Source organism: Dyella sp. PARNA 12/25 (genome assembly GCF_055702865.1).
Genome location: NZ_JBVQCI010000002.1, coordinates 153,873 through 178,214 on the forward strand (window position 1 = coordinate 153,873; position 24,342 = coordinate 178,214).

Consider the following 24,342-nt stretch of genomic DNA (forward strand, 5'->3'; position numbering starts at 1 on the left):
CTATTCTCTGATGAAATGAGCAGCCTTAAAGAATGTCTGGATCACATGGATGCCGGTATCGCTCGCGTGGGCGAGATGCTGCCGGACGTTCCTCAGCAGGAAGTGCGGCTCACCCGCCTTCTGCTGCTCACTGGCGTCACCATGCTCACCGAGCTGGAGCGCGACTTGAAGCCGTACGGCCTCAACGACAGTGACTTCCGCACGCTGATGATTCTCTACAGCTCGCCGGAAGGCGCCTCGCCCAGCGAGCTGTGCGATTTCGCGCAACAAGGCGCAACCAACATGACGCGTATCGGCAATGTGCTGGTGAAGGCTGGACTCGTCACCCGCGCGCCAAGCGCGGAAGACCGTCGACGTATCGTTCTCACCATCACGGCGGCAGGCAAGCGCCTGGTGCGAAAGATTCTTCCGCCCCTATTCCCGAAAGTACTCGGCTCCTTTGCATCGCTGAATGCCGGCGACAAGCGCACGCTGGAGCGTCTGCTGCGCCGGGTGCTTCTCGACATCGATTCACTCCATCTCTCGGACCCCAGTCCATGACTTCACGTGTCCCGATTCGCCACGGAATGGCCCAACGCGCGGCACTCGCCTGCGCGGTGGCGTTGGCCGTGGCCGGTTGTTCGATTCCCGCCAAGCTGGGCCATCCCGCCATTCGCGATGATGTGCCGCTGGCAGGACTGCAGACCACTACGCGCGCCGGCTGGCCGGATGCGGAGTGGTGGCGCCAGTACAACGATCCACAGCTGGATCAGCTGATCGACATGGCGATGCAAGGTTCGCCCGATCTGGTCGAGGCGCGTTCGCGTGTCGACTCGGCCGAGCAATCGATTCGCGCAGCCACCGCACAAGCCGGCCTCAGCGTCAACGGCAGTGCGCAGGTGGCGCGTCAACGCCTCAGCGAAACCGGGCTGATTCCGCCGAAGTTCCTCGGCTTCACCTGGTACAACCAGGGAGACATCGGTGTGCAGGCGCAGTACGACTTCGACTGGTGGGGCAAGAAGCGCAACACCATCGAGTCCGCGGTCGATCAGGCCCACGCCGCCGAGGCGCAGCAAAGCGCCGCTGCGCTCGCCATTCAGAGCACTGTGGCTGACACCTACTTCGGCTGGCTGGCCGATGAGGCGCGCATCGACATCGCAAAACAGGCCGTGCAGACGCAGGAACAACTGCTGCGCATCGCCGAACTTCGCGTGCGCCAGGGTGTGGATCGTCCGGACACCGTGCAGTCGGCACAGGCCCAGCTGGCGGCCACGCGCCAGATGCTGGTGACGCTGGAGAGTTCCGCCCGCATCCGCCAGGCGGCCCTCGCCAGCCTGCTGGGTGTCTCGCCGGCTCAACTGCCACCGCTGCAGCCGCGCGCCCTGCCGGCCGTCAACAGTGGCCTGCCGGACAACGTGGGCGTCGATTTGATGGCGCGCCGGCCGGATATCGCTGCCAGCCGCTGGCAGGTCGAATCGGCATTGCGCCAGACGGATGTAGCGCGCGCCGAGTTCTATCCCGATATCAGCATCAGCGCCATGGCGGGCTTGTCCAGTATCGATCTCGACAAGCTGTTCAACGCCGGTAGCCGCGTGTTTGCGCTCACCCCTGCCCTGCACTTGCCGATCTTCACGGGCGGCCTGCTGGAGGCGAATTACGGCGTGAGCAAGGCGCAACTCGACACGGCCGTCGCGCAGTACAACAGCACGGTACTCAGTGCCGCGCGCGATGTCGCCACGCAGAGTCTTACCGCTCAGCAACTGGAAGGCCGGCGCAAGGAACAAGCGCGCGAGATTGCCGCCAATCAGCAACTGCTCGACAACACCCAGTCGCGCGTGAAGCGCGGCGTCAGCGACATTCGCGAAACACTTGGCGCCAGGTCGCAACTGCTGCAGCAGCAAGACGACGATGTCAGCCTGCATGCGCAAGCGCTGTCCACCGATGTTTCGCTGATCAAGGCCTTGGGCGGCGGTTATCGCGCCAGCGCGCCCGATCAGGTCTCCAGCACACCCTCTTCCACTTCCCCTGCAAACCTTTCCGGAGACGCTGCCCATGAGCGCCACTGATTCCGCCGTCACCCAGAGCGACAACGACAGCGGCCTGGCCGCGAAGGATCCTGCCAAGCGCCGCCGCGCACTGCTCACCGTAGCCCTGCTGTTCGTTGCTGCCGGTGGGTTGTGGGTGTTGCTGTGGCTGTTTGTGTTATCCACCCGAGAGACAACTGACAACGCTTATGTGGGCGGCAATCAGGTCGCGATTTCGGCCCAGGTGCCTGGCATCGTGGTATCCATCCTCGCTGACGACACGCAGCGCGTCGAAGCCGGCCAAGTGCTGGTGAAACTCGACAGCACGGATGCCGACGTGCGCCTGCAGCAGGCCAGCAGCCAGCTCGCGCAGACGGTGCGCCAGGTGCGCCAGCAGACCGACTCGGCCACCAGTGCCGACGCCCAGGTCGCGAAGGCCAGGGTCGACCTGAAGAAAGCTCAGGCCGATCTTGCCCGTCGCCAGCCGCTGATCGCCGAACAGGCGGAAGCAACGGAGACGGTGCAACATCTGCGGGACAGCGTCGATCAGGCACAGGCCTCGCTGGACGCCGCCGTAGCGCAAGCAGCCGCCACGCGCGCCGCTATCGAAGGCACGCAGATCGCCAACAACCCGGCGGTGCAACAGGCCCGTGCCAACTTCCACGCCGCCTGGATCGCGGCGCAACGCAACTACATCTATGCCCCGGTCACCGGCTACGTGGCTCAGCGCAGTGTGCAGCTTGGCAACAGCGTGCAGACGGGCCAGCAGCTGATGACCGTGGTGCCGCTGCACGATCTCTGGGTGGACGCCAACTTCAAGGAAAACCAGTTGCGTCATATCCGCGTCGGCCAACCGACCAAGGTGGTGGCGGATGTGTACGGCAGCGGCGTCGAATATCACGGCAAGGTGATCGGCCTTGGCGCCGGCACCGGTAGCGTGTTCTCCCTGCTGCCCGCGCAGAACGCCACCGGCAACTGGATCAAGGTGGTGCAGCGCGTGCCCGTGCGCATCTCGCTCGATGACAAGGAGCTGGATCAGCATCCACTGCGCGTCGGCCTGTCGACCGAAGTCACGGTCGATATCTCAAGCGACAAGGGCGCGATGAATGCGGCCCCCGGCAGCGGTAAGCCCATCGCGCAAACGGACGTCTATGAGCAAATGTCTGCCAAGGCCGATGTGGAAGCCGAAAAGATCATTCAGGCCAATCTGAGCAAGCGCAGCGCGAACTAATCTGCCCAACGAGCCCGATATGGCCTCCACACCCAACGACACCAAGCCGCTGCCGCCATTGCACGGCACCGCGCTGGTCATGCTGACCATCGCGGTCGCTTTCAGCACCTTCATGGAGGTGCTGGACATGACCATCGTCAACGTCGCCGTACCTCACATTGCCGGCAGCCTGGGCGTGAGCGCCAGCGAAGGCACCTGGACCATCAGTTCCTACTCGCTCGCCAGCGCCATCATGCAGCCGCTGACCGGCTGGATCGCACGACGCTTCGGTGAAGTGCGAACGTTTGTGGTGTCGGTCGCCCTGTTCGTGGTGTTCTCCATGATGTGCGGCCTGGCCACATCCATGCCGATGCTGGTATTCGCCCGCTTGATGCAGGGTGCGGGTTCCGGCCCGATGGTGGCGCTGTCGCTCACGCTACTGCTCGCCAGTTACCCGAAGACCAAGCAAGGCATTGCGCTGGCGCTGTGGGCGATGACGGTGGTGGTAGCGCCGATCTTCGGCCCCATTCTCGGTGGCTGGCTCACCGACAATTTCTCCTGGCCGTGGATCTTCTACATCAACCTGCCGGTAGGTGTGCTGGCCGGCGTGATCACCTGGACCCTGCTGCGCAAGCGCGAAACCAAAACCTTCCAATCTCCGATCGACGCGGTTGGCCTGGTGTTGCTGGTCGTGGGCGTGGGCACCCTGCAGTTCATGCTCGACAATGGCAATGACCACGACTGGTTCTCCTCGCCGTTGATCGTCACCCTGGGCCTGACCGCCCTGATTTGCCTGGTCTTCCTGGTGGTGTGGGAGCTACACGCCAAGCACCCGGTGGTGGACCTCAGCCTGTTCCGCAAGCGCAATTTCACGGCGGGCGTGACTGCCCTCTCACTGGGCATGTTTGCGTTTTTCGGAATCAACGTGGTGTTCCCGCTGTGGCTGCAGATCACGCTGGGTTACACCGCCACCTGGGCTGGCCTTGCCACGGCGCCAGTGGGCATTCTGGCCTTCCTGCTGTCCCCGATCCTGGGCCGCAACATGCACCGGTTGGAGTTGCGTGCGGTGGTGACGTTTGCTTTCGTGGTGTTCGCCGGTACGTCCTACTGGTTTTCCATGTTTGACAGCTCGGCCTCCTTTTCAACGCTGGTGTGGCCGCGCTTTATCATGGGCATTGCCATCCCTTGCTTCTTCATCCCGCTCAACCAGATTTACCTGGCCGGGTTGCCGGCTGAAGAAATCGCCAGTGCCAGCGGCTTGGCCAACTTCTTCCGTACGCTGGGCTCGAGCGTATCCACCGCCGTCACCGTGACCCTGTGGCAGCACCGGGGCATCCTGCATCACGCCACCCTGACCGAGAGCGTCGTCCCGGCCAGCCCCGCCGCCACCGGCGTGATCCAGACCCTTACCCGCGGCGGCTTCAGCCCAACCCAGGCGCTAGGCGTCACGGATCAACTGGTGAACCGGGAGGCGCTCACCCTGGCCGTAAACGACATTTTCTTGCTGTGCGCGGTGCTGTTTGTGCTGTTGATCCCGGTGATCTGGCTGGCCAAACCGCCGTTTGGCAGCGCGGGAGGCGCCGCAGGGCACTAGGGCCTGATTGCCCTAAAGCCTGTTGCAGCAGGTGGTTGATCCCATGGGCATTGCTGCGCCAACCAGTGCAGCAACGGATACCACTTGGGCGACTGGTGCGGCGCAATACGTTCTGCTAGCTTGTGCCGCATGGCACAAACTATCCGCATCATCAAGAAGTATCCGAACCGCCGGCTCTACGACACGGAGATCTCCAGCTATATCACGCTGGAGGAAGTCCGACAGCTGGTGCTGGATAGCGAAACTTTCGAGGTCCGCGACGCCAAGAGTGGGGAGGACCTCACTCGCTCGGTGCTGCTGCAGATCATCTCCGAGCATGAGGAAAAGGGGCAGCCGATGCTGTCGCCCCAGCTGCTCAGCCAGATCATCCGCTTCTACGGCGACTCGTTGCAGGGCTTCATGGGCCCGTATCTGGAACGCAGCCTGCAGGTCTTCCTTGACCAGCAGCAGCAGTTCCGTACGCAGCTCAACAGTCTGCTGGGCCAGACGCCCTGGTCCATGCTCAACGACCTGACCGAGCGCAACATGGAAGCCTGGCGCAACATGCAGCGCGGCCTGCTCGACACGGCCACGCAGGCGCAGACGCCGCCGCGCACCGGCAAGAAGCCGGGCTAAGCCTCCCGCCGGCGCTGCCGCAGCGCCGGCCTTTTCCATCCATTCGCCGCTGCAGCACAACACGTGCTGCCGTGCGGCATGTGCACGAGTCCTTCACATGAGTCTGTCTGCCCGTAAGCCGCGCGTTGCCATCGTGACCGGCGGCATTGGTGGTCTGGGTACGGAGATCTGCCGCCAGCTGGCGCTGGCCGGCCGCCAGGTGATTGCGGTGGACCTTCCGGCACGCGAAGAACGGCTGCATGCCTTTCAGCGTGAAGTAGCAGACCTCAATGGCGCGATTCGCTTCGAACCCGTGGATGTGAGTCAGTTCGAGCACTGCGCCGAACTGATTGGCCGGGTGGAATCGGAGCACGGCAGCGTGGACATATTGGTCAATGCCGCCGGTATCACCCGCGATGCCAGCCTGCGCAAAATGACGCCACAGCAGTGGCACGAGCTGATGCGGGTGAATCTCGATGGCGTGTTCAACATGTGCCGCAACGTGGTCGAGGGCATGAGCACGCGCAGTTTCGGCCGCATCGTCAACCTCAGTTCGGTGAATGGGCAGACCGGCCAGTTCGGCCAGACCAACTATTCGGCAGCCAAGGCAGGCGTGCATGGCTTCGGCATGGCGCTGGCCCGCGAAACGGCGCGCAAGGGCATTACGGTGAATACGGTTTCGCCGGGCTACTGCGATACGGCGCTGGTGGCTGCCGTACCGCAGGATATTCGCGAGCAGATCATTGCGGATATTCCGGTGGGCCGCCTGGGTTCACCGGGGGACATCGCACGCGCGGTTGCCTTCCTTACTGCGGATGATGCGGGCTACATCACGGGTGCGAACCTGCCGGTCAACGGCGGGTACTTCATGAGTTTCTGAGGAAGCCACCCCGCACTTCTCCGCGAGCCCGCATCGGAAAGTCATCCCCGCAAAGGCGGGAAGCGCCTTACAACAGCGAAGCTGGTCATCCGGCGACTTTGTTGTGCCCAAAAGACACTGGATCCCCGCCTTCGCGGGGATGACGAATTGGAAAAGGTACAGTGGCGTGTTGTGCCGCACTGCGCATCGCCCCACCACCCTCTGACCCGCTACTCTTGGCACCTTACGTGTTGCCAACTCATAGCGGAGCTCCATGGCGAAGCACATCACCCTTATCGGCGGCGGCCTGGTTGGCGCGCTGCTTGCCCAGCAGCTCGCTGGACGTGGCTTTGCGGTAGATGTCTACGAGAAGCGCCTTGATCCGCGCATCGCCGGTTTCGTCGGCGGCCGCTCAATCAACCTCGCGCTGGCCGAACGTGGCCTGCACGCACTGCGGCAGGCAGGGTTGGCGGATGACGTACTTCAACGCGCGGTGATGATGCGCGGACGCATGGTGCACACCCGCGACGGACGCTCTGGCCTGCAACGCTACGGCGTGGACGACAGTGAGGTCATCTGGTCAGTCTCGCGCGGCGCCCTCAACATGTTGTTGCTGGATGCCGCGGAAGCCGCCGGCGTACGCTTCCATTTCGGCCAGTCACTGGTCAGCGCAGACTTCGATGGGGGCCGCATCCGCCTTGCCGATGAACAGGGTGCAGAACGCGATATCGATGCCCCGGTGGTGATTGGCGCCGACGGTGCCGGCTCCGCGCTGCGGGCCGCGATGGACAAGCATGCGCCGCTGGGCGAGCGCATCGAGGGCCTGGGCCACGCCTACAAAGAGCTGGAGATTCCATCGGCAGGTACGCTGCCGGCAGCTCTCGTGACCCACAGCGGTGGGCACGATCAGTTCGGTATTGAGCCACATGCCCTGCATATCTGGCCGCGTGGCGGCTATATGTGCATTGCACTGCCCAACACCGAAGGCACGTTCACGGTCACGCTGTTTCTGCCGGCGCAAGGTCCACACCCCAGCTTCGCCACGCTGCCCGATGCTGCCGCCGCGCGCGCGTTCTTCCAGGACGACTTCCCTGATCTGCTGCCGTTAATTCCCGATTTTGCGGGGGATTACGACGGCCATCCTGTCGGCACCTTATCCACGCTTTATCTGCAACGTTGGCATCTCGAAGGACGCGCCTTGCTGGTCGGCGACGCTGCCCACGCCATCGTGCCGTTCCACGGTCAGGGCATGAACTGCGGCTTCGAAGACACCGTGGTGTTGGCCTCACTGCTGGCCGAAACGCCGAACGACACGGCCGAGGTATTCGCCGAATTCCAGCGCATCCGTCAGCCCAACAGTGACGCGATCGCGGCGATGGCGCTGGAGAATTACATCGAGATGCGCGACTCGGTGGCCGACCCGCACTATCTCGCCAAGCGCGAACTCGGCGCCCTGCTCGCCGAACGCGCGCCGCAACATTTCATGGCGCGCTACCGCATGGTCACCTTCACCCACCTGCCCTATGCCTACGCCTACGAGCGCGGGCGCGCGCAGGACCAGTTGCTTGAACAGCTACTGCGGGGGTCTACGAAAGCGGGCTCGGTCGATCTGGAAGCGGCGGCCGCCGCACTACGCGCCACCCTGCCGCCGCTGCCCGACGATCTGCATGGATGAAGCGCTGCTCGCCGCCTATCGGGCCACCGATTATCGGGTGCGCCTGGTCAGCGGCGGCTGGGCCAGTATCCGGGTCGATGAGCCGCTGCCTGACGCGCTGCATGACTTGGTGGGTCTCCACCATTGGGGATTCATCACGGCATGGAACCCCCGTTCGCAGCCTATGGCGCTGCCGCAAAACCGACTCACCCAACGGCAATTGCTGCAGCATTTGAAGCAATACTCAGGGATTCGCGCCGTACGTGCGGCTGTCGGCGTGGGTCGCGACGGGTGGCATGAGCGCAGCCTGCTTGTCGTTGGCCTATCGACCACCGATCTCGATGCCCTGGGCCGCGCGTTCGGGCAAAACGCTTATGTATACGGTGATAGCAAGGGGGTCGCTCATCTGCGCCTGATCCCCTCGCGGGGATGACCAGGACCTGCTCCGAAACAACCCCAACTCAACCCGGCTGACTCACCCGCCCACGCCCCATCTCCTTGGCGGCACCGCGCCGCATGGACAAGCCCGTCGGCCATTTCGGACAATCGCGTCATGAATGCCCTGTCAGCCACCGCCCCGACGCCGCAGAACCTCCTGCTGGAAGCGCGGGCGCTGTCGTTCTTCCGCCAGGACGAACCGGTATTCGGCCCCCTGGACTTCAGCCTGTGCGAGGGCGAAATCGCGTTGGTCGAAGGCGACAACGGCAGCGGTAAGACCACTTTGCTGCGCATCCTGGCCGGTTTGCTGCACCTCGATGAAGGCGAGCTTCGCTGGCGTGGCCTGCCATGGCGGCGCATCGAACATCTTGGAGACACCCTGTTTCTCGGCCACCACCTCGGGCTGAAATCCGATCTCAGTGCGCGCGAGAACCTTGCGGTTGCTGCAGGCACTTATGGCATGCGCCAGGGTCGCGACGTCGCCAGTGCGCTCATCGATATCGGCCTGACGGGTTACGAGGACGAACCGGTGCGCCGCCTTTCCGCCGGCCAGAAGAAACGCGCAGCTCTTTCCCGCCTGCTCCTGCTGCCTGCCACGCTGTGGTTGCTGGACGAGCCTTACGCCAATCTCGACCGCACTGGCATCGAGCTGGTCAATCGCCTGCTGCGCGAGCATGCCGCGGAAGGTGGCGCCGCACTGGTGACCAGCCACGGCGCAGTGAGCTTTCTCAACGGCGAACCAAAACGGGTACGTATGCACGCATGAGCCACGCGACGCTTGCCTCCGCCTGCGCCGCCGTATTGCGCCGCGACCTCACCCTGGCCTGGCGCCGCCGTGGCGATATCGTCATGCCGGTGCTGTACGCCCTGATCGTCATCACCCTGTTCCCATTTGCCTTGGGCCCGGAAGATGCCTTGCTGCAGCGCATTGCCGGTGGCATCGTGCTGGTGACCATGTTGCTGGCGATGCTGCTCGCGCTGGATGCCATGTTCCGCAGCGATATCGAAGACGGCTCGCTGGAACAGCTGATGATGGCGCCGCAGCCCCTGGCACTGATGCTGGGCATGAAGATTCTGGCGCACTGGGTCACCACGGCGCTGCCGCTCATCGTGGTGGCGCCACTGCTCGCCGGCATGCTGCACCTGCCAACTGCCGTGATGCCGGTGCTGGTGTACTCATTGCTGCTGGCCACGCCGCTGCTGAGCCTGCTCGGCGCCGTGCTGGTAGCGCTCACGGCCGGCACGCGACGCTCTGGTATGCTGCTGGCGCTGATGCTGCTACCGCTTTGCGTACCCGTGGTGATCTTTGCCGCCGGCGCTGTCGCCGCGGCTCAACAGGGGCTGCCGTGGCTTGCGCCCATCGCCTGGCTGGGCGCTGCGCTGGTCATGGCGCTAGTGCTGGCCCCCTTGGCCTGTGCCGCCGCCCTCCGCATTGCTTTGGACGCATAAGATGGCTAACTGGATCCCCTTGTGGGTGCACAAGCTCAGCTCACCGCCTAACTTCTATCGTTTCGCTGGCGTGTTGCGTCCCTGGGCCCTTGGCCTCGCCCTCCTGCTTGGCGCCATCGCCCTGTACGGCGGCCTGGTACTCGCGCCCGCTGATTATCAGCAGGGCGACGCCTACCGCATCATCTTCATCCACGTGCCTTGTGCATGGATGAGCTTGTTCATTTACGGCGTGATGGCGGTCGCCTCCTTCATCTCGCTGGTGTGGCGCATCAAGCTGGCCGAAGTCGTCGCGATGGAATCGGCGCCGATCGGCGCGGCCTTCACCTTCATCACCCTGGTCACCGGTTCGCTGTGGGGCAAGCCCATGTGGGGCACCTGGTGGACGTGGGATGCGCGACTCACCTCGGAACTGGTGTTGCTGTTCCTCTACCTCGGCGTGATCGGTCTGTACCATTCGTTCGAAGATCGTCGCCAGGGCGCACGCGCCGCTGCGTTTCTCGCCATCATCGGCATCATCAACGTGCCCATCGTGCACTTCTCAGTGAACTGGTGGAACACGCTGCACCAGGGTTCCACGGTGCGCATTCTCGGCCCCTCGAAGATGAGCAGCGACATGCTGTGGCCGCTGTTGACCATGATGATGGCCACCAAGTTCTATTACATCGCGAGCCTGTTCGGTCGAGTGCGCACCGACTTGTTGTCGATGGAAAGCGGCAAAGACTGGGTGCGTCAGATCGCCGACGCATACGGAAATGCTAGTGCCGCGAGCGCAGGACGCGCAGGAGCGGCAGAGCAGGAGGCTGGCCGATGAGCCCGTTCTCGTGGGATCACTTCCTCGCCATGGGTGGTTACGCCGCCTATGTATGGCCCTCCTTCGCGGTGTTCTTCATCGTGCTGGCCGCCGACTATCTCAGCCCCGGCCTGCGCCGCCGCCGCAACCTGCGCGAGCTTCGCGCACGGATGGCGCGACAGAGCGCGCGCCAGCAACAACGTACCCCTGCGTCGCCTTGAGCGATTCCTGCACGAGCTCTCTATGAACCCGACTCGCAAACGCCGGCTCACCATTGTTCTTCTCGTCGTCGCAGCGGCTGTTGTCGCGGTGGGTCTGACGGTGTTCGCCTTGCAGCAGAACATGAACTACCTGTTTACCCCGAGTCAGGTGCAAACCGGCCAGGCCAACAGCTACAAGACGTTCCGCCTCGGCGGCATGGTCAAAGCGGGCTCCATTCAACGCAGCACCGATTCGCTCAAGGTCACCTTTACCGTCGTCGACGCCAGTGGCTCGATGCCCGTGGAGTACACTGGCATTTTGCCGGACCTTTTCCGCGACAACCAATCGGTGATCGCCACCGGCCATATGGATAACGCACGCTTTATCGCCACCGAAGTGCTGGCGAAGCATGACGAAACCTATATGCCGAAGGAGTTGAAGGACGCCATGGCCAAAGCCCACCAAGGCAAGCCGGTTGACGAAGCTGCCGGACAGGACAAGCCGCAATGACACCGGAATTCGGCCAACTCGCCCTGATCCTTGCCCTGCTGTTGGCTTTTGCGCAGGGCGTGCTGCCGCTGATCGGCGCCTGGCGCGGCAATCGCGCGCTGATGGCCGTGGCACGCCCGGCTGCCGCGGGACAGGCCGTGTTCGTCTCGATGGCCTTCGTCTTGCTGGTGTGGTCGTTCCTGCAATTTGATTTCTCGGTGCAGTACGTCGCCGACAACTCCAATCTTGCCCTGCCCTGGTACTACCGCATTGCGGCGGTGTGGGGCGCGCATGAGGGTTCACTGCTGTTGTGGATCTTCATCCTGAATCTGTGGACGCTCGCGCTTGCAGCGTTCAGCCGGCACCTTCCCGAGGTGTTCGTCGCGCGCGTGCTAGGTGTACTCGGGCTGGTTGCTGTGGGCTTCCTCGCCTTCATCATCTTCACCTCCAATCCGTTCATGCGTTTGCTACCCATGCCGGTCGATGGCGCGGACCTAAATCCGGTACTGCAAGATCCAGGCATGACGTTCCACCCGCCGGTGCTCTACATGGGCTACGTGGGCTTCTCGGTGGCGTTTGCGTTCTCCATTGCCGCCCTGCTCGGCGGCGAACTGGAACAGGCCTGGGTGCGCTGGGCGCGGCCGTGGACCAATGTGGCGTGGGGCTTCCTCTCGGCCGGCATCGTGGCAGGCAGTTGGTGGGCTTATGCCGAACTGGGCTGGGGCGGCTGGTGGTTCTGGGATCCGGTGGAAAACGCCAGCTTCATGCCCTGGCTGGTGGGCGCGGCGCTGATCCATGCACAGGCCGTGACGGAAAAACGCGGCGGCCTGCGCGCGTGGACCATTCTGCTTTCCATCTTCGCGTTCTCGCTTTCGCTGCTCGGCACCTTCCTGGTGCGCTCGGGTGTGCTGACCTCGGTGCACGCGTTTGCTTCGGATCCGAAGCGCGGCCTGTTCATTCTGTGCTTCCTCGCGGTGGTTGTCGGTGGCTCGCTGTTGCTGTACGCGTTGCGTGCGCCAAAGGTGGCAGGCGGCAAGCCCTTCAGCGTGGTATCGCGTGAAACCGCCATCCTGATCGGCAACCTCATGCTCACGGTTGCGGCCGCCATGGTGCTGCTGGGTACGCTGTTCCCGCTGATTGGCGACGCACTAAACCTGGGCAAGATCTCAGTGGGCCCGCCGTACTTCGGCTTCCTGTTCACCCTGCTGATGTTGCCGATAGTGGCGCTGCTGCCATTTGGCCCGTACTTGCGCTGGGGCAAGGGCGAAGTGTCCGTACTCAAGAGCGTGTTGTGGCGCGCCGGCCTTGCCGCTGTGGCGTGTGCCATCGTTGCGGCGTTTCTTACCGACGGCGAAACCAAGGCGATCGCTGGCACCGCGGCAGCGGTGTGGTGTGGCTTTGGCACCCTGCTCTACGTGTTCAAGCGCTGGCGCGAGATGCCGGCGGGCCGCCGCTATCCGGCAGAAATGGCCGGCATGCTGCTGGCCCACTTCGGCGTGGGCGTGTTCCTTGCTGGCGTCATGCTCACCAACGCGCTGAGTGTTGAGCGCGATGTGCGCATGTCGCCGGGCCAGACGGAAAGTGTCGGCGGCTACGACTTCCGCTTCGACGGCGTGCACGAGACGCAGGGGCCGAACTGGCAAGGCGATCAGGGCACGGTGACGGTGATGCGCAATGGTCGCGAAGTAGCTGTGATGCACCCGCAAAAGCGCACTTACACACGCGGCCAGGTGCAAACCGAGTCGGCCATCAACCCGGGCATCACGCGCGACTTGTACGTGGCGCTGGGTGAACCGATGGATCGCAAACAGCCGGATGGCGCGTGGGCGCTGCGCCTCTACGACAAGCCCTTCGTGCGCTGGATCTGGGCGGGTGGCCTGTTCATGATGCTCGGCGGTTTCTTTGCCGCTGCGGATCGCCGCTTCCGCGCCAAGCGCGTTGCAGAAACTGAGGCCACACCCGCCGCCGGCCTGCAGGAGACGCGTGCATGAGTCGCCTGGTGCCGTTTTTCGGTTTCATGCTGCTGGTGGTGCTGTTCGGCTTTGGCATCTGGTGGAACACCCAACATGACCAGCGCGAAGTGCCTTCGCCGCTGATCAACAAGCCCGCGCCCGCCTTCGTGCTACCCAAGCTGGACGATCCCACCCAGACGGTCAGCCGCGAGGCGCTGATGGGCAAGCCGTATCTCATCAACGTGTTCGCCAGCTGGTGCATCGCTTGTGGCGAAGAGCATCCGGTACTGATGACCCAGGGCAAGACCATCGGCGTGCCGATCATCGGCTACAACTACAAAGACGCGCCGGAAGACGCCAAGGCGTGGCTGGCAAAGCACGGTGATCCATACGACATGGTCATCGTCGATCAGGAAGGCCGCACGGCCATCGACTTTGGCGTGTATGGCGCGCCCGAAAGTTTTCTGGTCGATGGCAAAGGCGTGATCCGCTACAAGCGCATCGGCCCGCTGACCCCTGAGGTGATTGAGAAGGAACTCAAGCCGGCTATCGCCGCGCTCGCCAAGGAGGCGCCGTGATGCGACGCTTTTTTGTAGGAGCGCACCTTGTGCGCGATAACCCGACGAAGCGGCAAGCACGGGGTCGCGCACAAGGTGCGCTCCTACAGATTGCGCTGCTGTTCCTTGTTGCCGGCCTCGCTTTCGCTCAAGCCATCGAGCCGTTGCCCTTCAAGGATCACGCGCAGGAAGTGCGCTTCCAGAACCTCACGCGCGAACTGCGTTGCCTGGTTTGCCAAAATGAAAACCTTGCCGACTCCAATGCCGACCTTGCGCGCGATTTGCGCCACGAAGTATTTGAGCAGATGCAGGCCGGCAAAAGCGACGACGAGATCAAGCAGTATCTGGTCGACCGTTATTCCGATTTCGTGCTGTACGACCCGCCGGTCAAGACAAGCACGATGCTGCTGTGGTTTGGTCCGCTGCTGATCCTGCTGGCAGGTGCAACCGTGGTGGTGGTGACCGTACGTCGGCGCAGCCGCGTGGCCCCCACTAACACGGTGGACGAGAAGGCGGCCGACGAAGGGGACGACTGGTGAAGCTTGGTTTTTATCTGATCGCTACGGCGATGATCGCCGTGGCGCTGCTCCTGTTGCTACTGCCGCTGGTGCGCCATGGGCGCATGCAAGGTCGACCGCGCGGCATCTTCGCACTCGCCATGTGCGTATCGATGGTGGTGCCCATGGCAGCCGTGGGGCTTTACCTCATCGTCGGCACGCCGGCAGCGCTGAATGGCGTGCAGCGCGCCGAAGCCAACCTCAGCATCGACCAGGCCGTCGACCAGCTGAAAGCCCATCTGGCACAGCAGCCGGATGACCTGCAGGGTTGGATGCTGCTCGGACAAACCAGCGCTGTAATGCATCACTCCGCCGACGCACGCACCGCTTACGAACAAGCCTTGCGCATCGACGCCAACAACAGTGGCGCCATGGTGGGTTGGGCCGAGGCCGATTCACTGCTGCGCGACGATCACCTCATTGAAGGGCGCGCGCGGGATCTGCTGGAACGCGCGGTGAAACTGGATCCACAAAACCAGCATGGTCTGTGGCTGCTCGGCATCAGCCAGTTCCAGCACGACCAGTACGCTGAAGCCGCCGCCACCTGGCGCCAGCTGCAGCCGCAACTTGAACCCGGCTCTTCGGTAGCCAAGGCCGTCGCCCAACAGATCGCTGTCGCCGATGCGCGTGCCGGCGGTGGCAGCAAACCCGAGACCGACAGGCCCGCCCAAAGCGCCGGCGAGTCCAAGCGCGCTGCACTGCAGGTGCAAGTCACCCTCTCCCCTGATCTGAAGAGCAAGCTCGCGCCGGGCGACACCTTGTTCATCTATGCGCGCGCCGAACAAGGGCCGCCCATGCCGCTGGCCGTGGCCAAGCTGGATGCCGCCGCCCTGCCCGCCACCGTGACGCTGACGGACGCGATGGGCATGACACCCCAATTCAAACTATCCTCCGCGGCACGTGTGTTCGTCGGCGCCCGCATCAGCAAGAGCGGCCAGGCCATCGCCCAGGCAGGTGATCTGGAAGGCGATGCTGGCGTGGTCGATGTCAACACGCCCACTCTCATCAAGATCAACATCGACAAGGTTCATTTGTGACCCACGACGCGCGCCGTTACTTTGCGCTTCCCTCGCCCTTTGCGATGAAGCGCGGAGGCGAACTCCACGGCGCCAGCGTCGCGTATGAAACCTGGGGCGAACTCAGCCCGGCACGCGATAACGCCGTGCTGATCCTCACCGGTCTGTCGCCCAGTGCACATGCGGCCGCCAACGCGGAAGATCCCTCGCCCGGTTGGTGGGAGGCCATGATCGGCCCCGGCAAAGCCATCGACACCTCGCGCTGGTTCGTCATCTGCGTGAACTCGCTGGGCAGCGACAAAGGTTCCACCTGCGCAGCCTCGATCGACCCCGCCACTGGCGAGCCTTATCGCCTGGCGTTTCCCGAACTCTCACTGGAAGACGTGGCCAACGCCGCGCATGCCACCGTGAGCAGCCTCGGCATCGACCAGCTGGCCTGCCTCATCGGTTGTTCGATGGGCGGCATGAGTGCGCTGGCCTACATGCTGTTGCACCCGGGCAGCGTGCGCGCGCACATCAGCGTGGATACGGCACCACAGGCGCAGCCCTTCGCCATTGCCATCCGCTCGCTGCAGCGCGAGGCCATCCGCCTTGATCCACGCTGGAACCAAGGCCATTACGACGAGACCAGCTATCCCGAAGACGGCATGAGCATCGCGCGCAAGCTCGGCGTGATCACTTACCGCTCGGCGATGGAATGGAACGGCCGCTTCGCACGCATCCGCCTGGACGCCGAGAATCGCGACGACAATCCGTTCGGCTTCGAATTCGAAGTGGAGTCCTACCTTCAGGGCCACGCGCAACGTTTCGTGCGCACCTTCGACCCCAACAGCTACCTGTACCTCTCGCGTGCCAGCGACTGGTTCGATATCGCCGAATATGGCGACGGCAGCATCGCGGAAGGCCTCAAGCGCATCCGCATCGAAGAGGCCATGGTGATCGGTGTCAGCACCGACATCCTGTTCCCGCTGGAACAGCAGGAACAGATCGCCGAAGGGCTGCGCGCCGCGGGCGCCGAGGTGGAATTTGTGGCGCTGAACTCGCCGCAGGGCCACGACGCCTTTTTGGTCGACATCCCCAACTACAGCCGTGCCATTGGCGGCTTCCTCTCCCGACTCTGAACGACCGTCTGCGAGCCCCGGCCAGCGCTGTTAAGATGGCCCGGCTGCCGCAATCCGAGAACGCCATGCTCACCCTCGACTTCCCCGGTTCCCGCACGCTGATCGATGCCATCGACGCTGCCGTCTCCCAGGACTGCACCCGCGCGGTCACCGACAGCCTCCGCAACAGCCTCTGCAGCCTCATCCGCAACAAAGAAGTGAAGCTGCCGGACTGCGTATTCGAAACCGCTGAAGGCCGCTACGCGCGCCGCGAGCTGTACCACAGCGAAGAACACGGCTACTGCGTGGTCGCCATGACCTGGGGCCCCGGCCAGGGCACCCCCATCCACGACCACTGCGGCATGTGGTGCGTAGAAGGTGTATGGAGCGGCGCGTTGGAAGTCGTGCAATACGAGCGCCTGGCGGACGAAGACGGCCACTACCGCTTCCAGCCCGTGGGCTCCATCCAGGCCGGCCCCGGTTCCGCCGGCAGCCTGATCCCGCCCCACGAGTACCACACCATCCGCAACCCCAGCGACGACGCCGTCGCGGTGAGCCTGCACATCTACTCCGGCCAGATGACGCACTGCGCCGTCTTCCAACCCGTGGGCCACAACCAGTACCAGCGCGCCGACCGTCAATTGGGGCTCGACCCGGTGCACTGAACCCGGCATAATGGCCCGCTGCAGTGCCGGTGTGGCGGAATGGTAGACGCGGTGGACTCAAAATCCACTGGCAGCGATGTCGTGTAGGTTCGAGTCCTATCACCGGTACCAGTGACTTAGGCCCCTTTAAGGGGCCTTTTTCTTTTCCGCAATTATGCGATTTTTCCGCAATTGATGACTCACGCCATCCGCTTCACCGCCTCAGCAGCCGGCACCGTTCGCCAGTGAAAGTGCGCCCACCGCTCCACCTGCTGCATCGCCCTTTCACGGGTCTTGTAGGGGGTCGAGTAAATCGGGATGACCTTTATGTCGCGCCCTTTTGGCGTCAGATTCACTTTCCAGGTGCCGTCGAGGCGCATGTTCACCGAGGCGAAGCATACGGACCCGGGGAGCGTGGCAAGCCAATGATCGAGCGGCTGCCCGCTCATCGTCGCCTGCTCCCATTTGACTTGCGGCACGTCGGACATGCCGCAAGCCTACGCTGGCGGCGTCTCAGGTCGTCGGATCGACAATCTGCCCTTTTGGGTGAACGACCCACCCGAAGTCCATAGGCTGTGGGGCCATGGCCTTCACTTCCTCCCATGACGGGATCGGATTAGGGACCGCGCCGTTGAATCCAGCCTGCCATCCTGCCGCCCACACCCATAGCGCGTCACGCCAGGCCACTAAGGCGTCGGCATCACCCTTGAACTGTGCTACGCCTGAGGTGGCATAGCTTGCGCACGAGATGGACGAGTCGTAGTCATTGGATCGCGCCACGTCCTCGATCCACTGGGTGAAGTTTCCCATGAACACGGATCGGTAGTCATTGAATGTAGGCGGAGGAACCGGAAGAGGTCTATTACCGTTTGCTACCCAGTCGAGATACTCGCGCCAATCCGCATTGGCCATGTCCTCAGGAATCAGCAGGTCATCGCTGCTACGAATCACACCAGCGCCAAAGCTCGTCAATCGGTACTTCGTCATAGTTCGGCGCTCAGGGTGAGGTTGAACGTGCAGTCAGTGTTACCTACTGCGAGGGCAGAAAGGAAAGTGAAGCCGTTGGACGGGCTTGTGACGTTGAACGACGACCCTGCGTTCACGTTCGTGCTAGACGTAATGGCAAATGTCGAGCTTGGAGCCGATCGCATTGCTGGCCACGTAACAGGAACAGCGAACCCGCCTGAAGCGCCCATGTACACAATCTGGCGCATGCCGGTGAACGACTGGTAGTAGCGCAGGCAGAGCTGGCTCTCGAGTGCCATTAGGCGCTGCTCGAAAGGCGTAGCCACCGGTCCGATTTCAAGCTTGATACCGCCACGCGCGCCATATCCGTCGAACGTCGTCGACGCAGTCGTGCTTAGCAGCACGTACAGGTCTCCGGTGAGCGTTGCCGGAACGTCCAGCGTTACCGACTGAATGCCTACGCCGGCCGGGATCATGCTCACGGCGGCCGTCGCGGTCGTGGCATTCGGCTGTAGCTTCACCGTGATCGGCCCTGACGGATTACGAACCGACACGGTAACCTTAGCGTTAGCGAGGTTTGGTGCCTCGATGACCTGGTAGATGGTCCCATTTAGAGAAATCGAGCCCGAAGGCATCAGGATTGATGCGGATGCTGCACCCGTACGCCAGCGGTCGTAGCCGTAGGTATTCGCCGCGAGCGCGCCGCCAGCAAAGGCGCGGTTGTTTACACGCCCGTCGCCGTTGATGAGTAAGTTAGCGCCTACCAGGCGCGACAGCGCGCTATTCGCACTCACTTGCGCAGCATCGGCAGTGACCTTTGCCAAGTCCGCCGTTGACTGAGCTGTTGTAGCGTTGGCTTTGGCTGTGTTCGCAGTGGTCTGTGCGCCTTCTGCGGCCGTGGCGTTTGCACTTGTGGAAGCATATAGCTCAGTGTCGTTCGCTTCGAGCTTTTCAAGAGCTGCGCGCCGATTATCGCCACCCGAACCATCTGGCGCTGTTCCGTAGTTGATCGTTTGTCTTGCCATAAGACCCTCAGAAGTTTGTAACGTCGACGATGAAGCCGGCGCCGTAAAGGCTGTAATAAGGCGGCATAGTTGTCCCATAACGCGTCATTTGGAACTCGTCGGTGACGCGTGTGATAACGTTTCCGTTCACAGCAAAACAAGCGCGAAATGAATAGGTCCACCAGTCCTGTGTGCCAGGGATACCCGATTGCTGGACGTTCTTTGAGTACGCCATGGGTGCCGTTTGCATGACGGCATAGGATCGACCAGCGGGGAGTGTGATGCTGGCATTTTGGACCGTCGGGTCAGCATTGGCACCGATGGCGCCGGCTATCTTCATGTAGCGATGGCCGGCAGAGAACACCAGCTGCCCAGCCTCGTCGAACACCTGGAAACCACCAGAGTCCACCAGCGTGCTAGGAAGGGCGAAAATGAAGTAATTGAACGACGTACCGACGCCGCCGTGCACCATGACATCTACAACCGCTGCACCGCTTGAGTAAGATCGTACCGTCGCCCATGCGCCGTTTGACGATTGCACGGCCACCACTGGATAGCCATTCAGACCGTTTAGGTTGATGCTCTTGTAAGAGAACGTGTCTATCGCTGTTTCGGTGTTCGCCGTGCCCTTTCCAGCTAACACCAGGTTTTTGTACTTGCCATCAATAACGAGGCTTCCATTACCGTTCCGCACCTCAATGCCGGCAGCCATCAGTACACCCCAACAACAAGCATGCAATCTACCTGGCCGAACCCGAAGATGGTGTTTGGCGCGTAGGTGAGCAGGTTGTTCCCATCGACAGAGATTGCAGGCACGTAAGCCGATCCGATCGATGCAGCCTGACCGATGGGCGTCGTGTACCACCACGCATCACCCTCAGGGAGCTGCACGCTACCGCTCGCACCGACCGAAACGTAGATCACTGAGACAAGGCGTGTCAGGCGATCGGTGAGGTCAAATATCAGCTGTCCGCTTGCATCCCACACTTGGAGGCCGGCCGGCATTACCAGGTGCCCCAGCGAACGCGCAACGTGCCATTAGCGTCATAGGTACGCCCGCCGTTGCCATCGATCTCCGTCCTTCCTGACGAGTTCGATCCGCGAATCTGTAGGCCGTTTACCTTGTCGAGCTTCCAAATCGGATTGCCGGTGCTATCGACGGCCGTCGACTGAATCACGTTGCCGATCATCGCGTTATTGATCCAGCCATTGCCGATGAAAGCCTGGTTGATGAAGGTCTGCCCACCCTGTATCACGAAAGGCGTGGTGACATTGCCGTTGGCTACGTTGATCAGAGCGAAGCGGTCAGCCTGGATGAGGCACTGGCTCTGCACGATGCCGCTTGCGTTGTCGATGCCAAGGGCGATACCGGCTGCGTACTTCAGCCCCGTGCCAGGATCCACCTGCACCTTCCACGTCATCGCGGCAGAGACTTTCCCATCCAGCGAGGCCGATGTCGTGATGGCCGATTGAGCAAGCGCCTGCGCGTCTCCAGCAGTCGCCTGCACCGTCGTGATCTGGCTGGCTAGCGCCGTATCGCCATCAATGCGCGCCTGCGTCTCTGTCTGAACCAGTGCGCTAAGGCCGTCTGCCTTAGCGGCAACCGTGTCGACCCGGCGTGCCAGGGTAAGGTCGCCCGACTGCTGGGCATAGAGCAGCGTCCACGTGCCGGCGTAGTTGGTGGTATCGCCGGCAAAGGACGTCACGTCGCCGGCCATATCGGGCTCGATGGGCTCTAGCGTCTTGATCAGGTCTTGAGCGAGTTGCGTGCGGCTGATTTCTCCGGCGAGGTAATCGAGGATCGGCGTTGCATCAGAGCTGGACTGTCCATTCACGCCAGCGCCAGTTGGATAGAACGGGCCGATATTGCCGGTCTTGTCGACCAGTCGAGCCCAGAAGAAGAACGAAACGCCAGCGGCCAGGCCATCAATCTCAAGCGTGCGCTGCGGATAGGCCAGGTCGCAGATCTTCACTGCATCGGCCAAGTTCGGCGTCGGCGAGCGCCAGATCTCGGTTCGCTGGGTATCTTCGGCGCCCTGCGGAAAGTTCCACTCCACGTGGATGCCGAATACCTTGGACGCCGTCGTCAGCGAAGTGACAGACGGCGGCGCGCCTGTTTTGCCATTGATGGGCGTCACGTCCGAATAGGTCGGAAGCGAGACAACGCCGCCATAGTTCATCGCTCTGACGCGGGCAACATAGTCGCCCGTATAGATCCCCTGCACGTCGGCTGATAGGCCTGATACGCGGCCGGCGGATACCCACTCCCCGTCGTTTCGGCGCCACTCCACCTGGTACTGCGCGGCGCCATCGGCCGCCGGCCATGCGATTGTGAGGACGTTGGTTGCGATGCCCTGCACCACCACCACATTGCCTGATAGCGCGACGGACGCCGGGCCCTTCTGAATTGAATCTGGCAGCGAGCTGATCGGTGGAATCTGGATGATCGAGCCGTTATCAATGGCGTCGAACTTGCTGGCGTTATGCTGCACCGCCGTGATGGTGAAGCTGAGGTCAGTGCTCGACTTATCCTCGGTGACGGACAGCACGCGGAAGGTCTGCGTCGCCAACGTGGAGGACTCCACCGCCCAAACCGACTCGGCCTCAGGGGCAACGCTGAAGCCAGGCGATGCCACGGTAATCGTTCTCTCTGAAATAGCGGTGACCGTCTGCGTTTCGGCAGTGCCAGTGGGCAATACAACCGTCAGCTTGTCGCCAACGGCCACGGCATCAGGTGCCTTGTCGACTGTCACGGCTACCTTCGTGGCGCGCGAAATGCGTCCACCCTGGCGCTTACCTGCGCGGGCCGGATCTTGTACCTGGATCACCTGGCCAGGCGCCGCCAGGACGCCATCAAGGCCAACGCTGAAGGTTACTGTGTCCGTCTCTAGGCGAGAGGTCAGCAACACCCATTGGCCCGCCCGCTGCGCCTGCGCCTGCGATGTGCAGCCAAACGCCGTGATGTCCGAGCGCTGGATACCGTATCGAGCCAGACCGGCGTCGTCCTGCACATACTCGACCTTCGGACGGTAGAAGTCGCTCGGGTCGTTCCACGTGACGAGTGCCGTGGTGAAGCGGGTCTTACGTGCACTCGCCGAATAGACGAACTTTCCACCAATGACGTTTGCAGCGGTGTAGAGGTAAGCCGCATCTGACGGCATGTCAGCCGAAACGGTGATTGCCCCGCCCGTCCAGAAGCTGATGCCACGAAAGATGCTTGCGAGGTCGCTCAGCAGCTTGTAAGCATCTGATGCAGTCTGCAGGTAAATGTTGCAGGTGAATCGCGGCTCCTGCCCGCCCTTTCCGTCCGACACAAGCTGATCGCAATACTGCGCAATGCGGTACAGCTCCCACTTGTTCAGCTGCGCCGCGGTGATGAGGTGACCGAGGCCATAGCGCGGATGGGTGGCAATGTCGTAGTAGACCCACGCCGGGTTATCCGTCCATGCCGGCTTGAACGTGCCATCCCATACGCCAGCGTAGGCGCGCGTCAGAGGGTTGTAGTTGCTTGGCACCTGCACGATGCGGAGCCACATGTCATAGGCGCGCGACGGGATATTGGAGAACTGGGACGCATCGCCGCTGATGGCCACAAGCGCGCTGTTCGGATAGCGCAGCTTAGCGTCGATCACTTCGGTGTAGCTGTCGATCGTGGTGGTGTCGGCGATGGCCTGGCTGTTCGCGTTGGCCGTCAGGCGAGTGACGCGAACGTTCCAACCCAGGGCGGCCGGCGGCAGATCAATGCGATGCGAACGCTGATACTTGCTCGTTGTCTTGCCGGTGATGGCACCGCTATAGGCCACCGCGAAGGCGCCGCCATCGGTCTGCACTTCGATCTTGTAGGCAACCGAGTAACCGCCAATATCGCCGTTTGACGTATTGGCCTTGGAGAGGCCTGGCACGCCGATGGTGATACGCAGCGCAGACAGCTGCGTATTGGAAAGCGAACGAACCCACGGAGTCGATTGCTTCAGCTCAATGCCAACACTGATTTCGTTCTCGACAGCCGGGTAACCTGGAATATGGTCCTGGTCCTGCGTGCCGGTGCGCGTCTCGACGTGCACACCTTGGAAATTCAGCGAGCCGTCGTTATTCGCAAGCGGAGTCTCCGCTAGGTAGACCGACTGCAGCCCGTTCACCAATCCGCCAATCTCACCCTCGGAAATGAGGTCAAGAATGCGGAACGAGGCGATGGAACGCAGACTATCGGGCGACTCGACTGGCGTGCGCTGCTTATCGCCGCCCTTTGCGCCCTCAATGATGGACAGCGTCGTCATCACGCCTCCATCTGGTAATAGTTGGTTTTGCCGCTGCCGCCAGCGGTGCCTGGACCGACGCCAGCCGTTGCCGGAGCATAGTCACCGGCGTCGATTCCGGCAGAAATGACAGCCGAACCGACGATCATGCGGCCGTAACCGACTGGCACGGGGTTGCCCTGCGCCTGCGTGTTGACCGCGCCGTTGAATACGTAAGAGGGCTGGTTGTCTGGACGGTCGCTGTTCTTCAATCCCTTTGGATGCGGCGACAGCATCTGCACGACGCCGCCGATCATCATGGCGATGCCGATTTTCATCAGGCCGCCGCCAACCGCACCGGCTGAGCCGCCGGTGAAGTACGTAATAACGGCGCCAACCACAAACAGCACAGCACCCATGATGAATGTACCGGCACCTCCCGATTTCGATCCAATCACCACGGGAGCAATGCGGATGTCAGCGTCACCAACGGGATTCTGCAGTTCTTCTGCGGACATGCTCCGCTTTCCTGCAAAGACCTTGAACGCCATGCCGTGGTCCTTCGCCTGCAGGAGGAACGCTCCGAAGCCAGCGAACTGGCTATGCAGGGCCTGCACCGCCTCAGCCACGGAGTTGCTTTCGAGCACAAACTGATGGACGCGGCCGAACTTGCTGCCTAGCTTTCCGTACAGCCGAACAGTGCGAAGGTGTGGCATGAGAACTCCGGGCAATAAAAAAGCCCGCACAAGGCGGGCTTCGTAGGTCTTTGGATGCGGCCTTATGCCGCTGGCGCGTAGCCCTTTGATCGCATGCAACCGGGCAGCATTCGCTCAAGCTCGGCTTTGGCGCGCTTGGAGTCCATGCCCGGTGGTAGCTTCATTTCGTACAGGCACTGCTCCTTGTCGCGCTCGAACTGCGCGGCTGAGGTGTCGGGCCGGGTCCACTTCTGCTCGGCGGCACATGCAGACATAGCGACAACGGAAAACAACGCAAACGCAATCATGCGCATGTTCATAGTGAGTCCCTTCAG

General features: G+C 62.5%; 27 protein-coding genes and 1 tRNA gene. 20 read left to right on the forward strand and 8 right to left on the reverse strand.

All coding sequences use genetic code 11. The features are described from left to right. Window positions 1–15: 15 nt before the first annotated feature. The 20 genes from AC0GUR_RS05265 to AC0GUR_RS05360 all read left to right on the forward strand — a co-directional run bounded on the left by AC0GUR_RS05265 (window position 16) and on the right by AC0GUR_RS05360 (window position 17,239). Window positions 16–540: a MarR family winged helix-turn-helix transcriptional regulator gene (locus AC0GUR_RS05265; RefSeq protein ID WP_472876422.1), complete on the forward strand. Its 525-nt coding sequence runs from the start codon at window positions 16–18 to the stop codon at window positions 538–540. Continuing rightward, window positions 537–2,045, forward strand: a complete 1,509-nt coding sequence (locus AC0GUR_RS05270; RefSeq protein ID WP_472876423.1) for an efflux transporter outer membrane subunit — start codon at window positions 537–539, stop codon at window positions 2,043–2,045. The genes AC0GUR_RS05265 and AC0GUR_RS05270 overlap by 4 nt, the downstream gene beginning before the upstream one ends. Beyond that, complete coding sequence (locus AC0GUR_RS05275; protein ID WP_472876424.1) at window positions 2,032–3,234, forward strand: EmrA/EmrK family multidrug efflux transporter periplasmic adaptor subunit; 1,203 nt, start codon at window positions 2,032–2,034, stop codon at window positions 3,232–3,234. The genes AC0GUR_RS05270 and AC0GUR_RS05275 overlap by 14 nt, the downstream gene beginning before the upstream one ends. A gap of 19 nt (window positions 3,235–3,253) precedes the next feature. Next, a complete protein-coding gene (locus tag AC0GUR_RS05280; protein ID WP_472876425.1) occupies window positions 3,254–4,807 on the forward strand; it encodes a DHA2 family efflux MFS transporter permease subunit in 1,554 nt (517 codons plus the stop codon). 129 nt (window positions 4,808–4,936) lie between these two features. Continuing rightward, window positions 4,937–5,422, forward strand: a complete 486-nt coding sequence (gene phaR / locus AC0GUR_RS05285) for a polyhydroxyalkanoate synthesis repressor PhaR (protein ID WP_472876426.1) — start codon at window positions 4,937–4,939, stop codon at window positions 5,420–5,422. A 97-nt stretch (window positions 5,423–5,519) separates the two neighbouring features. Further along, window positions 5,520–6,281, forward strand: a complete 762-nt coding sequence (gene phbB, locus AC0GUR_RS05290) for an acetoacetyl-CoA reductase (protein WP_472876427.1) — start codon at window positions 5,520–5,522, stop codon at window positions 6,279–6,281. Window positions 6,282–6,534: 253 nt separating this feature from the next. Beyond that, window positions 6,535–7,935, forward strand: coding sequence for an FAD-dependent oxidoreductase (locus AC0GUR_RS05295; RefSeq protein ID WP_472876428.1), 1,401 nt, complete (start codon window positions 6,535–6,537; stop codon window positions 7,933–7,935). After that, on the forward strand, window positions 7,928–8,347 hold the full coding sequence (locus AC0GUR_RS05300; RefSeq protein WP_472876429.1) for a DUF3293 domain-containing protein: 420 nt from the start codon (window positions 7,928–7,930) through the stop codon (window positions 8,345–8,347). The genes AC0GUR_RS05295 and AC0GUR_RS05300 overlap by 8 nt, the downstream gene beginning before the upstream one ends. A gap of 120 nt (window positions 8,348–8,467) precedes the next feature. Continuing rightward, on the forward strand, window positions 8,468–9,118 hold the full coding sequence (ccmA, locus tag AC0GUR_RS05305) for a cytochrome c biogenesis heme-transporting ATPase CcmA (protein WP_472876430.1): 651 nt from the start codon (window positions 8,468–8,470) through the stop codon (window positions 9,116–9,118). After that, window positions 9,115–9,801 carry a heme exporter protein CcmB gene (gene ccmB, locus AC0GUR_RS05310; protein ID WP_472876431.1) on the forward strand — a complete coding sequence of 229 codons (687 nt, stop codon included), beginning with the start codon at window positions 9,115–9,117 and terminating at the stop codon, window positions 9,799–9,801. The genes ccmA and ccmB overlap by 4 nt, the downstream gene beginning before the upstream one ends. 1 nt (window position 9,802) lies before the next feature. Further along, on the forward strand, window positions 9,803–10,612 hold the full coding sequence (locus tag AC0GUR_RS05315; protein WP_472876432.1) for a heme ABC transporter permease: 810 nt from the start codon (window positions 9,803–9,805) through the stop codon (window positions 10,610–10,612). Beyond that, a complete protein-coding gene (ccmD, locus tag AC0GUR_RS05320; RefSeq protein ID WP_472876433.1) occupies window positions 10,609–10,812 on the forward strand; it encodes a heme exporter protein CcmD in 204 nt (67 codons plus the stop codon). The genes AC0GUR_RS05315 and ccmD overlap by 4 nt, the downstream gene beginning before the upstream one ends. A gap of 22 nt (window positions 10,813–10,834) precedes the next feature. Further along, a complete protein-coding gene (gene ccmE, locus AC0GUR_RS05325; RefSeq protein WP_472876434.1) occupies window positions 10,835–11,302 on the forward strand; it encodes a cytochrome c maturation protein CcmE in 468 nt (155 codons plus the stop codon). Next, entirely contained in the window at window positions 11,299–13,272 is a 1,974-nt protein-coding gene (locus AC0GUR_RS05330) for a heme lyase CcmF/NrfE family subunit (protein ID WP_472876435.1), read from the forward strand. The genes ccmE and AC0GUR_RS05330 overlap by 4 nt, the downstream gene beginning before the upstream one ends. Beyond that, window positions 13,269–13,811: a DsbE family thiol:disulfide interchange protein gene (locus AC0GUR_RS05335; protein WP_472876436.1), complete on the forward strand. Its 543-nt coding sequence runs from the start codon at window positions 13,269–13,271 to the stop codon at window positions 13,809–13,811. Before AC0GUR_RS05330 ends, AC0GUR_RS05335 begins: the two co-directional genes overlap by 4 nt. Continuing rightward, window positions 13,811–14,329, forward strand: coding sequence for a cytochrome c-type biogenesis protein (locus AC0GUR_RS05340; RefSeq protein WP_472876437.1), 519 nt, complete (start codon window positions 13,811–13,813; stop codon window positions 14,327–14,329). Before AC0GUR_RS05335 ends, AC0GUR_RS05340 begins: the two co-directional genes overlap by 1 nt. Then, on the forward strand, window positions 14,326–15,384 hold the full coding sequence (locus tag AC0GUR_RS05345; RefSeq protein WP_472876438.1) for a tetratricopeptide repeat protein: 1,059 nt from the start codon (window positions 14,326–14,328) through the stop codon (window positions 15,382–15,384). The genes AC0GUR_RS05340 and AC0GUR_RS05345 overlap by 4 nt, the downstream gene beginning before the upstream one ends. Before the next feature lie 44 nt (window positions 15,385–15,428). Then, window positions 15,429–16,484: a homoserine O-acetyltransferase MetX gene (gene metX, locus AC0GUR_RS05350; protein WP_472876860.1), complete on the forward strand. Its 1,056-nt coding sequence runs from the start codon at window positions 15,429–15,431 to the stop codon at window positions 16,482–16,484. A 65-nt stretch (window positions 16,485–16,549) separates the two neighbouring features. After that, window positions 16,550–17,128 (forward strand): cysteine dioxygenase family protein, encoded by a 579-nt coding sequence (locus AC0GUR_RS05355; RefSeq protein ID WP_472876439.1) that lies wholly within the window; start codon window positions 16,550–16,552, stop codon window positions 17,126–17,128. A gap of 25 nt (window positions 17,129–17,153) precedes the next feature. Next, window positions 17,154–17,239: transfer RNA gene (locus tag AC0GUR_RS05360), tRNA-Leu, on the forward strand. A gap of 68 nt (window positions 17,240–17,307) precedes the next feature. Here AC0GUR_RS05360 and AC0GUR_RS05365 read toward each other — a convergent pair. Genes AC0GUR_RS05365 through AC0GUR_RS05400 form a run of 8 tightly spaced genes read right to left on the reverse strand, consistent with a single transcriptional unit; the run spans window position 17,308 to window position 24,327 of the window. Continuing rightward, window positions 17,308–17,595, reverse strand: coding sequence for a hypothetical protein (locus AC0GUR_RS05365; protein ID WP_472876440.1), 288 nt, complete (start codon window positions 17,593–17,595; stop codon window positions 17,308–17,310). A 25-nt stretch (window positions 17,596–17,620) separates the two neighbouring features. Then, window positions 17,621–18,094 (reverse strand): hypothetical protein, encoded by a 474-nt coding sequence (locus AC0GUR_RS05370; protein ID WP_472876441.1) that lies wholly within the window; start codon window positions 18,092–18,094, stop codon window positions 17,621–17,623. Continuing rightward, window positions 18,091–19,098 (reverse strand): hypothetical protein, encoded by a 1,008-nt coding sequence (locus tag AC0GUR_RS05375; RefSeq protein ID WP_472876442.1) that lies wholly within the window; start codon window positions 19,096–19,098, stop codon window positions 18,091–18,093. The genes AC0GUR_RS05370 and AC0GUR_RS05375 overlap by 4 nt, the downstream gene beginning before the upstream one ends. Before the next feature lie 7 nt (window positions 19,099–19,105). Further along, window positions 19,106–19,789 (reverse strand): hypothetical protein, encoded by a 684-nt coding sequence (locus AC0GUR_RS05380; RefSeq protein WP_472876443.1) that lies wholly within the window; start codon window positions 19,787–19,789, stop codon window positions 19,106–19,108. After that, on the reverse strand, window positions 19,789–20,082 hold the full coding sequence (locus AC0GUR_RS05385; protein ID WP_472876444.1) for a hypothetical protein: 294 nt from the start codon (window positions 20,080–20,082) through the stop codon (window positions 19,789–19,791). Before AC0GUR_RS05385 ends, AC0GUR_RS05380 begins: the two co-directional genes overlap by 1 nt. Next, window positions 20,082–23,354: a TipJ family phage tail tip protein gene (locus AC0GUR_RS05390; RefSeq protein ID WP_472876445.1), complete on the reverse strand. Its 3,273-nt coding sequence runs from the start codon at window positions 23,352–23,354 to the stop codon at window positions 20,082–20,084. The genes AC0GUR_RS05385 and AC0GUR_RS05390 overlap by 1 nt, the downstream gene beginning before the upstream one ends. Continuing rightward, complete coding sequence (locus AC0GUR_RS05395) at window positions 23,354–24,127, reverse strand: tail assembly protein (protein WP_472876446.1); 774 nt, start codon at window positions 24,125–24,127, stop codon at window positions 23,354–23,356. The genes AC0GUR_RS05390 and AC0GUR_RS05395 overlap by 1 nt, the downstream gene beginning before the upstream one ends. Further along, window positions 24,091–24,327 (reverse strand): hypothetical protein, encoded by a 237-nt coding sequence (locus tag AC0GUR_RS05400; RefSeq protein WP_472876447.1) that lies wholly within the window; start codon window positions 24,325–24,327, stop codon window positions 24,091–24,093. The genes AC0GUR_RS05395 and AC0GUR_RS05400 overlap by 37 nt, the downstream gene beginning before the upstream one ends. Window positions 24,328–24,342 lie beyond the last annotated feature (15 nt).

Bases quoted from the DNA above. Each gene is read 5' to 3' on its own strand.
- metX (WP_472876860.1), top strand. From the start codon at position 15,429: ATGAAGCGCGGAGGCGAACTCCACGGCGCCAGCGTCGCGTATGAAACC.
- AC0GUR_RS05315 (WP_472876432.1), top strand. From the start codon at position 9,803: ATGGCTAACTGGATCCCCTTGTGGGTGCACAAGCTCAGCTCACCGCCT.
- AC0GUR_RS05295 (WP_472876428.1), top strand. From the start codon at position 6,535: ATGGCGAAGCACATCACCCTTATCGGCGGCGGCCTGGTTGGCGCGCTG.
- AC0GUR_RS05355 (WP_472876439.1), top strand. From the start codon at position 16,550: ATGCTCACCCTCGACTTCCCCGGTTCCCGCACGCTGATCGATGCCATC.
- ccmB (WP_472876431.1), top strand. From the start codon at position 9,115: ATGAGCCACGCGACGCTTGCCTCCGCCTGCGCCGCCGTATTGCGCCGC.
- AC0GUR_RS05270 (WP_472876423.1), top strand. From the start codon at position 537: ATGACTTCACGTGTCCCGATTCGCCACGGAATGGCCCAACGCGCGGCA.
- AC0GUR_RS05370 (WP_472876441.1), bottom strand. From the start codon at position 18,094: ATGACGAAGTACCGATTGACGAGCTTTGGCGCTGGTGTGATTCGTAGC.
- AC0GUR_RS05380 (WP_472876443.1), bottom strand. From the start codon at position 19,789: ATGGCTGCCGGCATTGAGGTGCGGAACGGTAATGGAAGCCTCGTTATT.
- AC0GUR_RS05390 (WP_472876445.1), bottom strand. From the start codon at position 23,354: ATGACGACGCTGTCCATCATTGAGGGCGCAAAGGGCGGCGATAAGCAG.
- phbB (WP_472876427.1), top strand. From the start codon at position 5,520: ATGAGTCTGTCTGCCCGTAAGCCGCGCGTTGCCATCGTGACCGGCGGC.
- ccmD (WP_472876433.1), top strand. From the start codon at position 10,609: ATGAGCCCGTTCTCGTGGGATCACTTCCTCGCCATGGGTGGTTACGCC.
- AC0GUR_RS05275 (WP_472876424.1), top strand. From the start codon at position 2,032: ATGAGCGCCACTGATTCCGCCGTCACCCAGAGCGACAACGACAGCGGC.
- AC0GUR_RS05335 (WP_472876436.1), top strand. From the start codon at position 13,269: ATGAGTCGCCTGGTGCCGTTTTTCGGTTTCATGCTGCTGGTGGTGCTG.
- AC0GUR_RS05330 (WP_472876435.1), top strand. From the start codon at position 11,299: ATGACACCGGAATTCGGCCAACTCGCCCTGATCCTTGCCCTGCTGTTG.
- ccmE (WP_472876434.1), top strand. From the start codon at position 10,835: ATGAACCCGACTCGCAAACGCCGGCTCACCATTGTTCTTCTCGTCGTC.
- AC0GUR_RS05265 (WP_472876422.1), top strand. From the start codon at position 16: ATGAGCAGCCTTAAAGAATGTCTGGATCACATGGATGCCGGTATCGCT.
- AC0GUR_RS05375 (WP_472876442.1), bottom strand. From the start codon at position 19,098: ATGGCAAGACAAACGATCAACTACGGAACAGCGCCAGATGGTTCGGGT.
- AC0GUR_RS05400 (WP_472876447.1), bottom strand. From the start codon at position 24,327: ATGAACATGCGCATGATTGCGTTTGCGTTGTTTTCCGTTGTCGCTATG.
- AC0GUR_RS05280 (WP_472876425.1), top strand. From the start codon at position 3,254: ATGGCCTCCACACCCAACGACACCAAGCCGCTGCCGCCATTGCACGGC.
- phaR (WP_472876426.1), top strand. From the start codon at position 4,937: ATGGCACAAACTATCCGCATCATCAAGAAGTATCCGAACCGCCGGCTC.
- AC0GUR_RS05365 (WP_472876440.1), bottom strand. From the start codon at position 17,595: ATGTCCGACGTGCCGCAAGTCAAATGGGAGCAGGCGACGATGAGCGGG.
- ccmA (WP_472876430.1), top strand. From the start codon at position 8,468: ATGAATGCCCTGTCAGCCACCGCCCCGACGCCGCAGAACCTCCTGCTG.
- AC0GUR_RS05300 (WP_472876429.1), top strand. From the start codon at position 7,928: ATGGATGAAGCGCTGCTCGCCGCCTATCGGGCCACCGATTATCGGGTG.
- AC0GUR_RS05340 (WP_472876437.1), top strand. From the start codon at position 13,811: ATGCGACGCTTTTTTGTAGGAGCGCACCTTGTGCGCGATAACCCGACG.
- AC0GUR_RS05385 (WP_472876444.1), bottom strand. From the start codon at position 20,082: ATGCCGGCCGGCCTCCAAGTGTGGGATGCAAGCGGACAGCTGATATTT.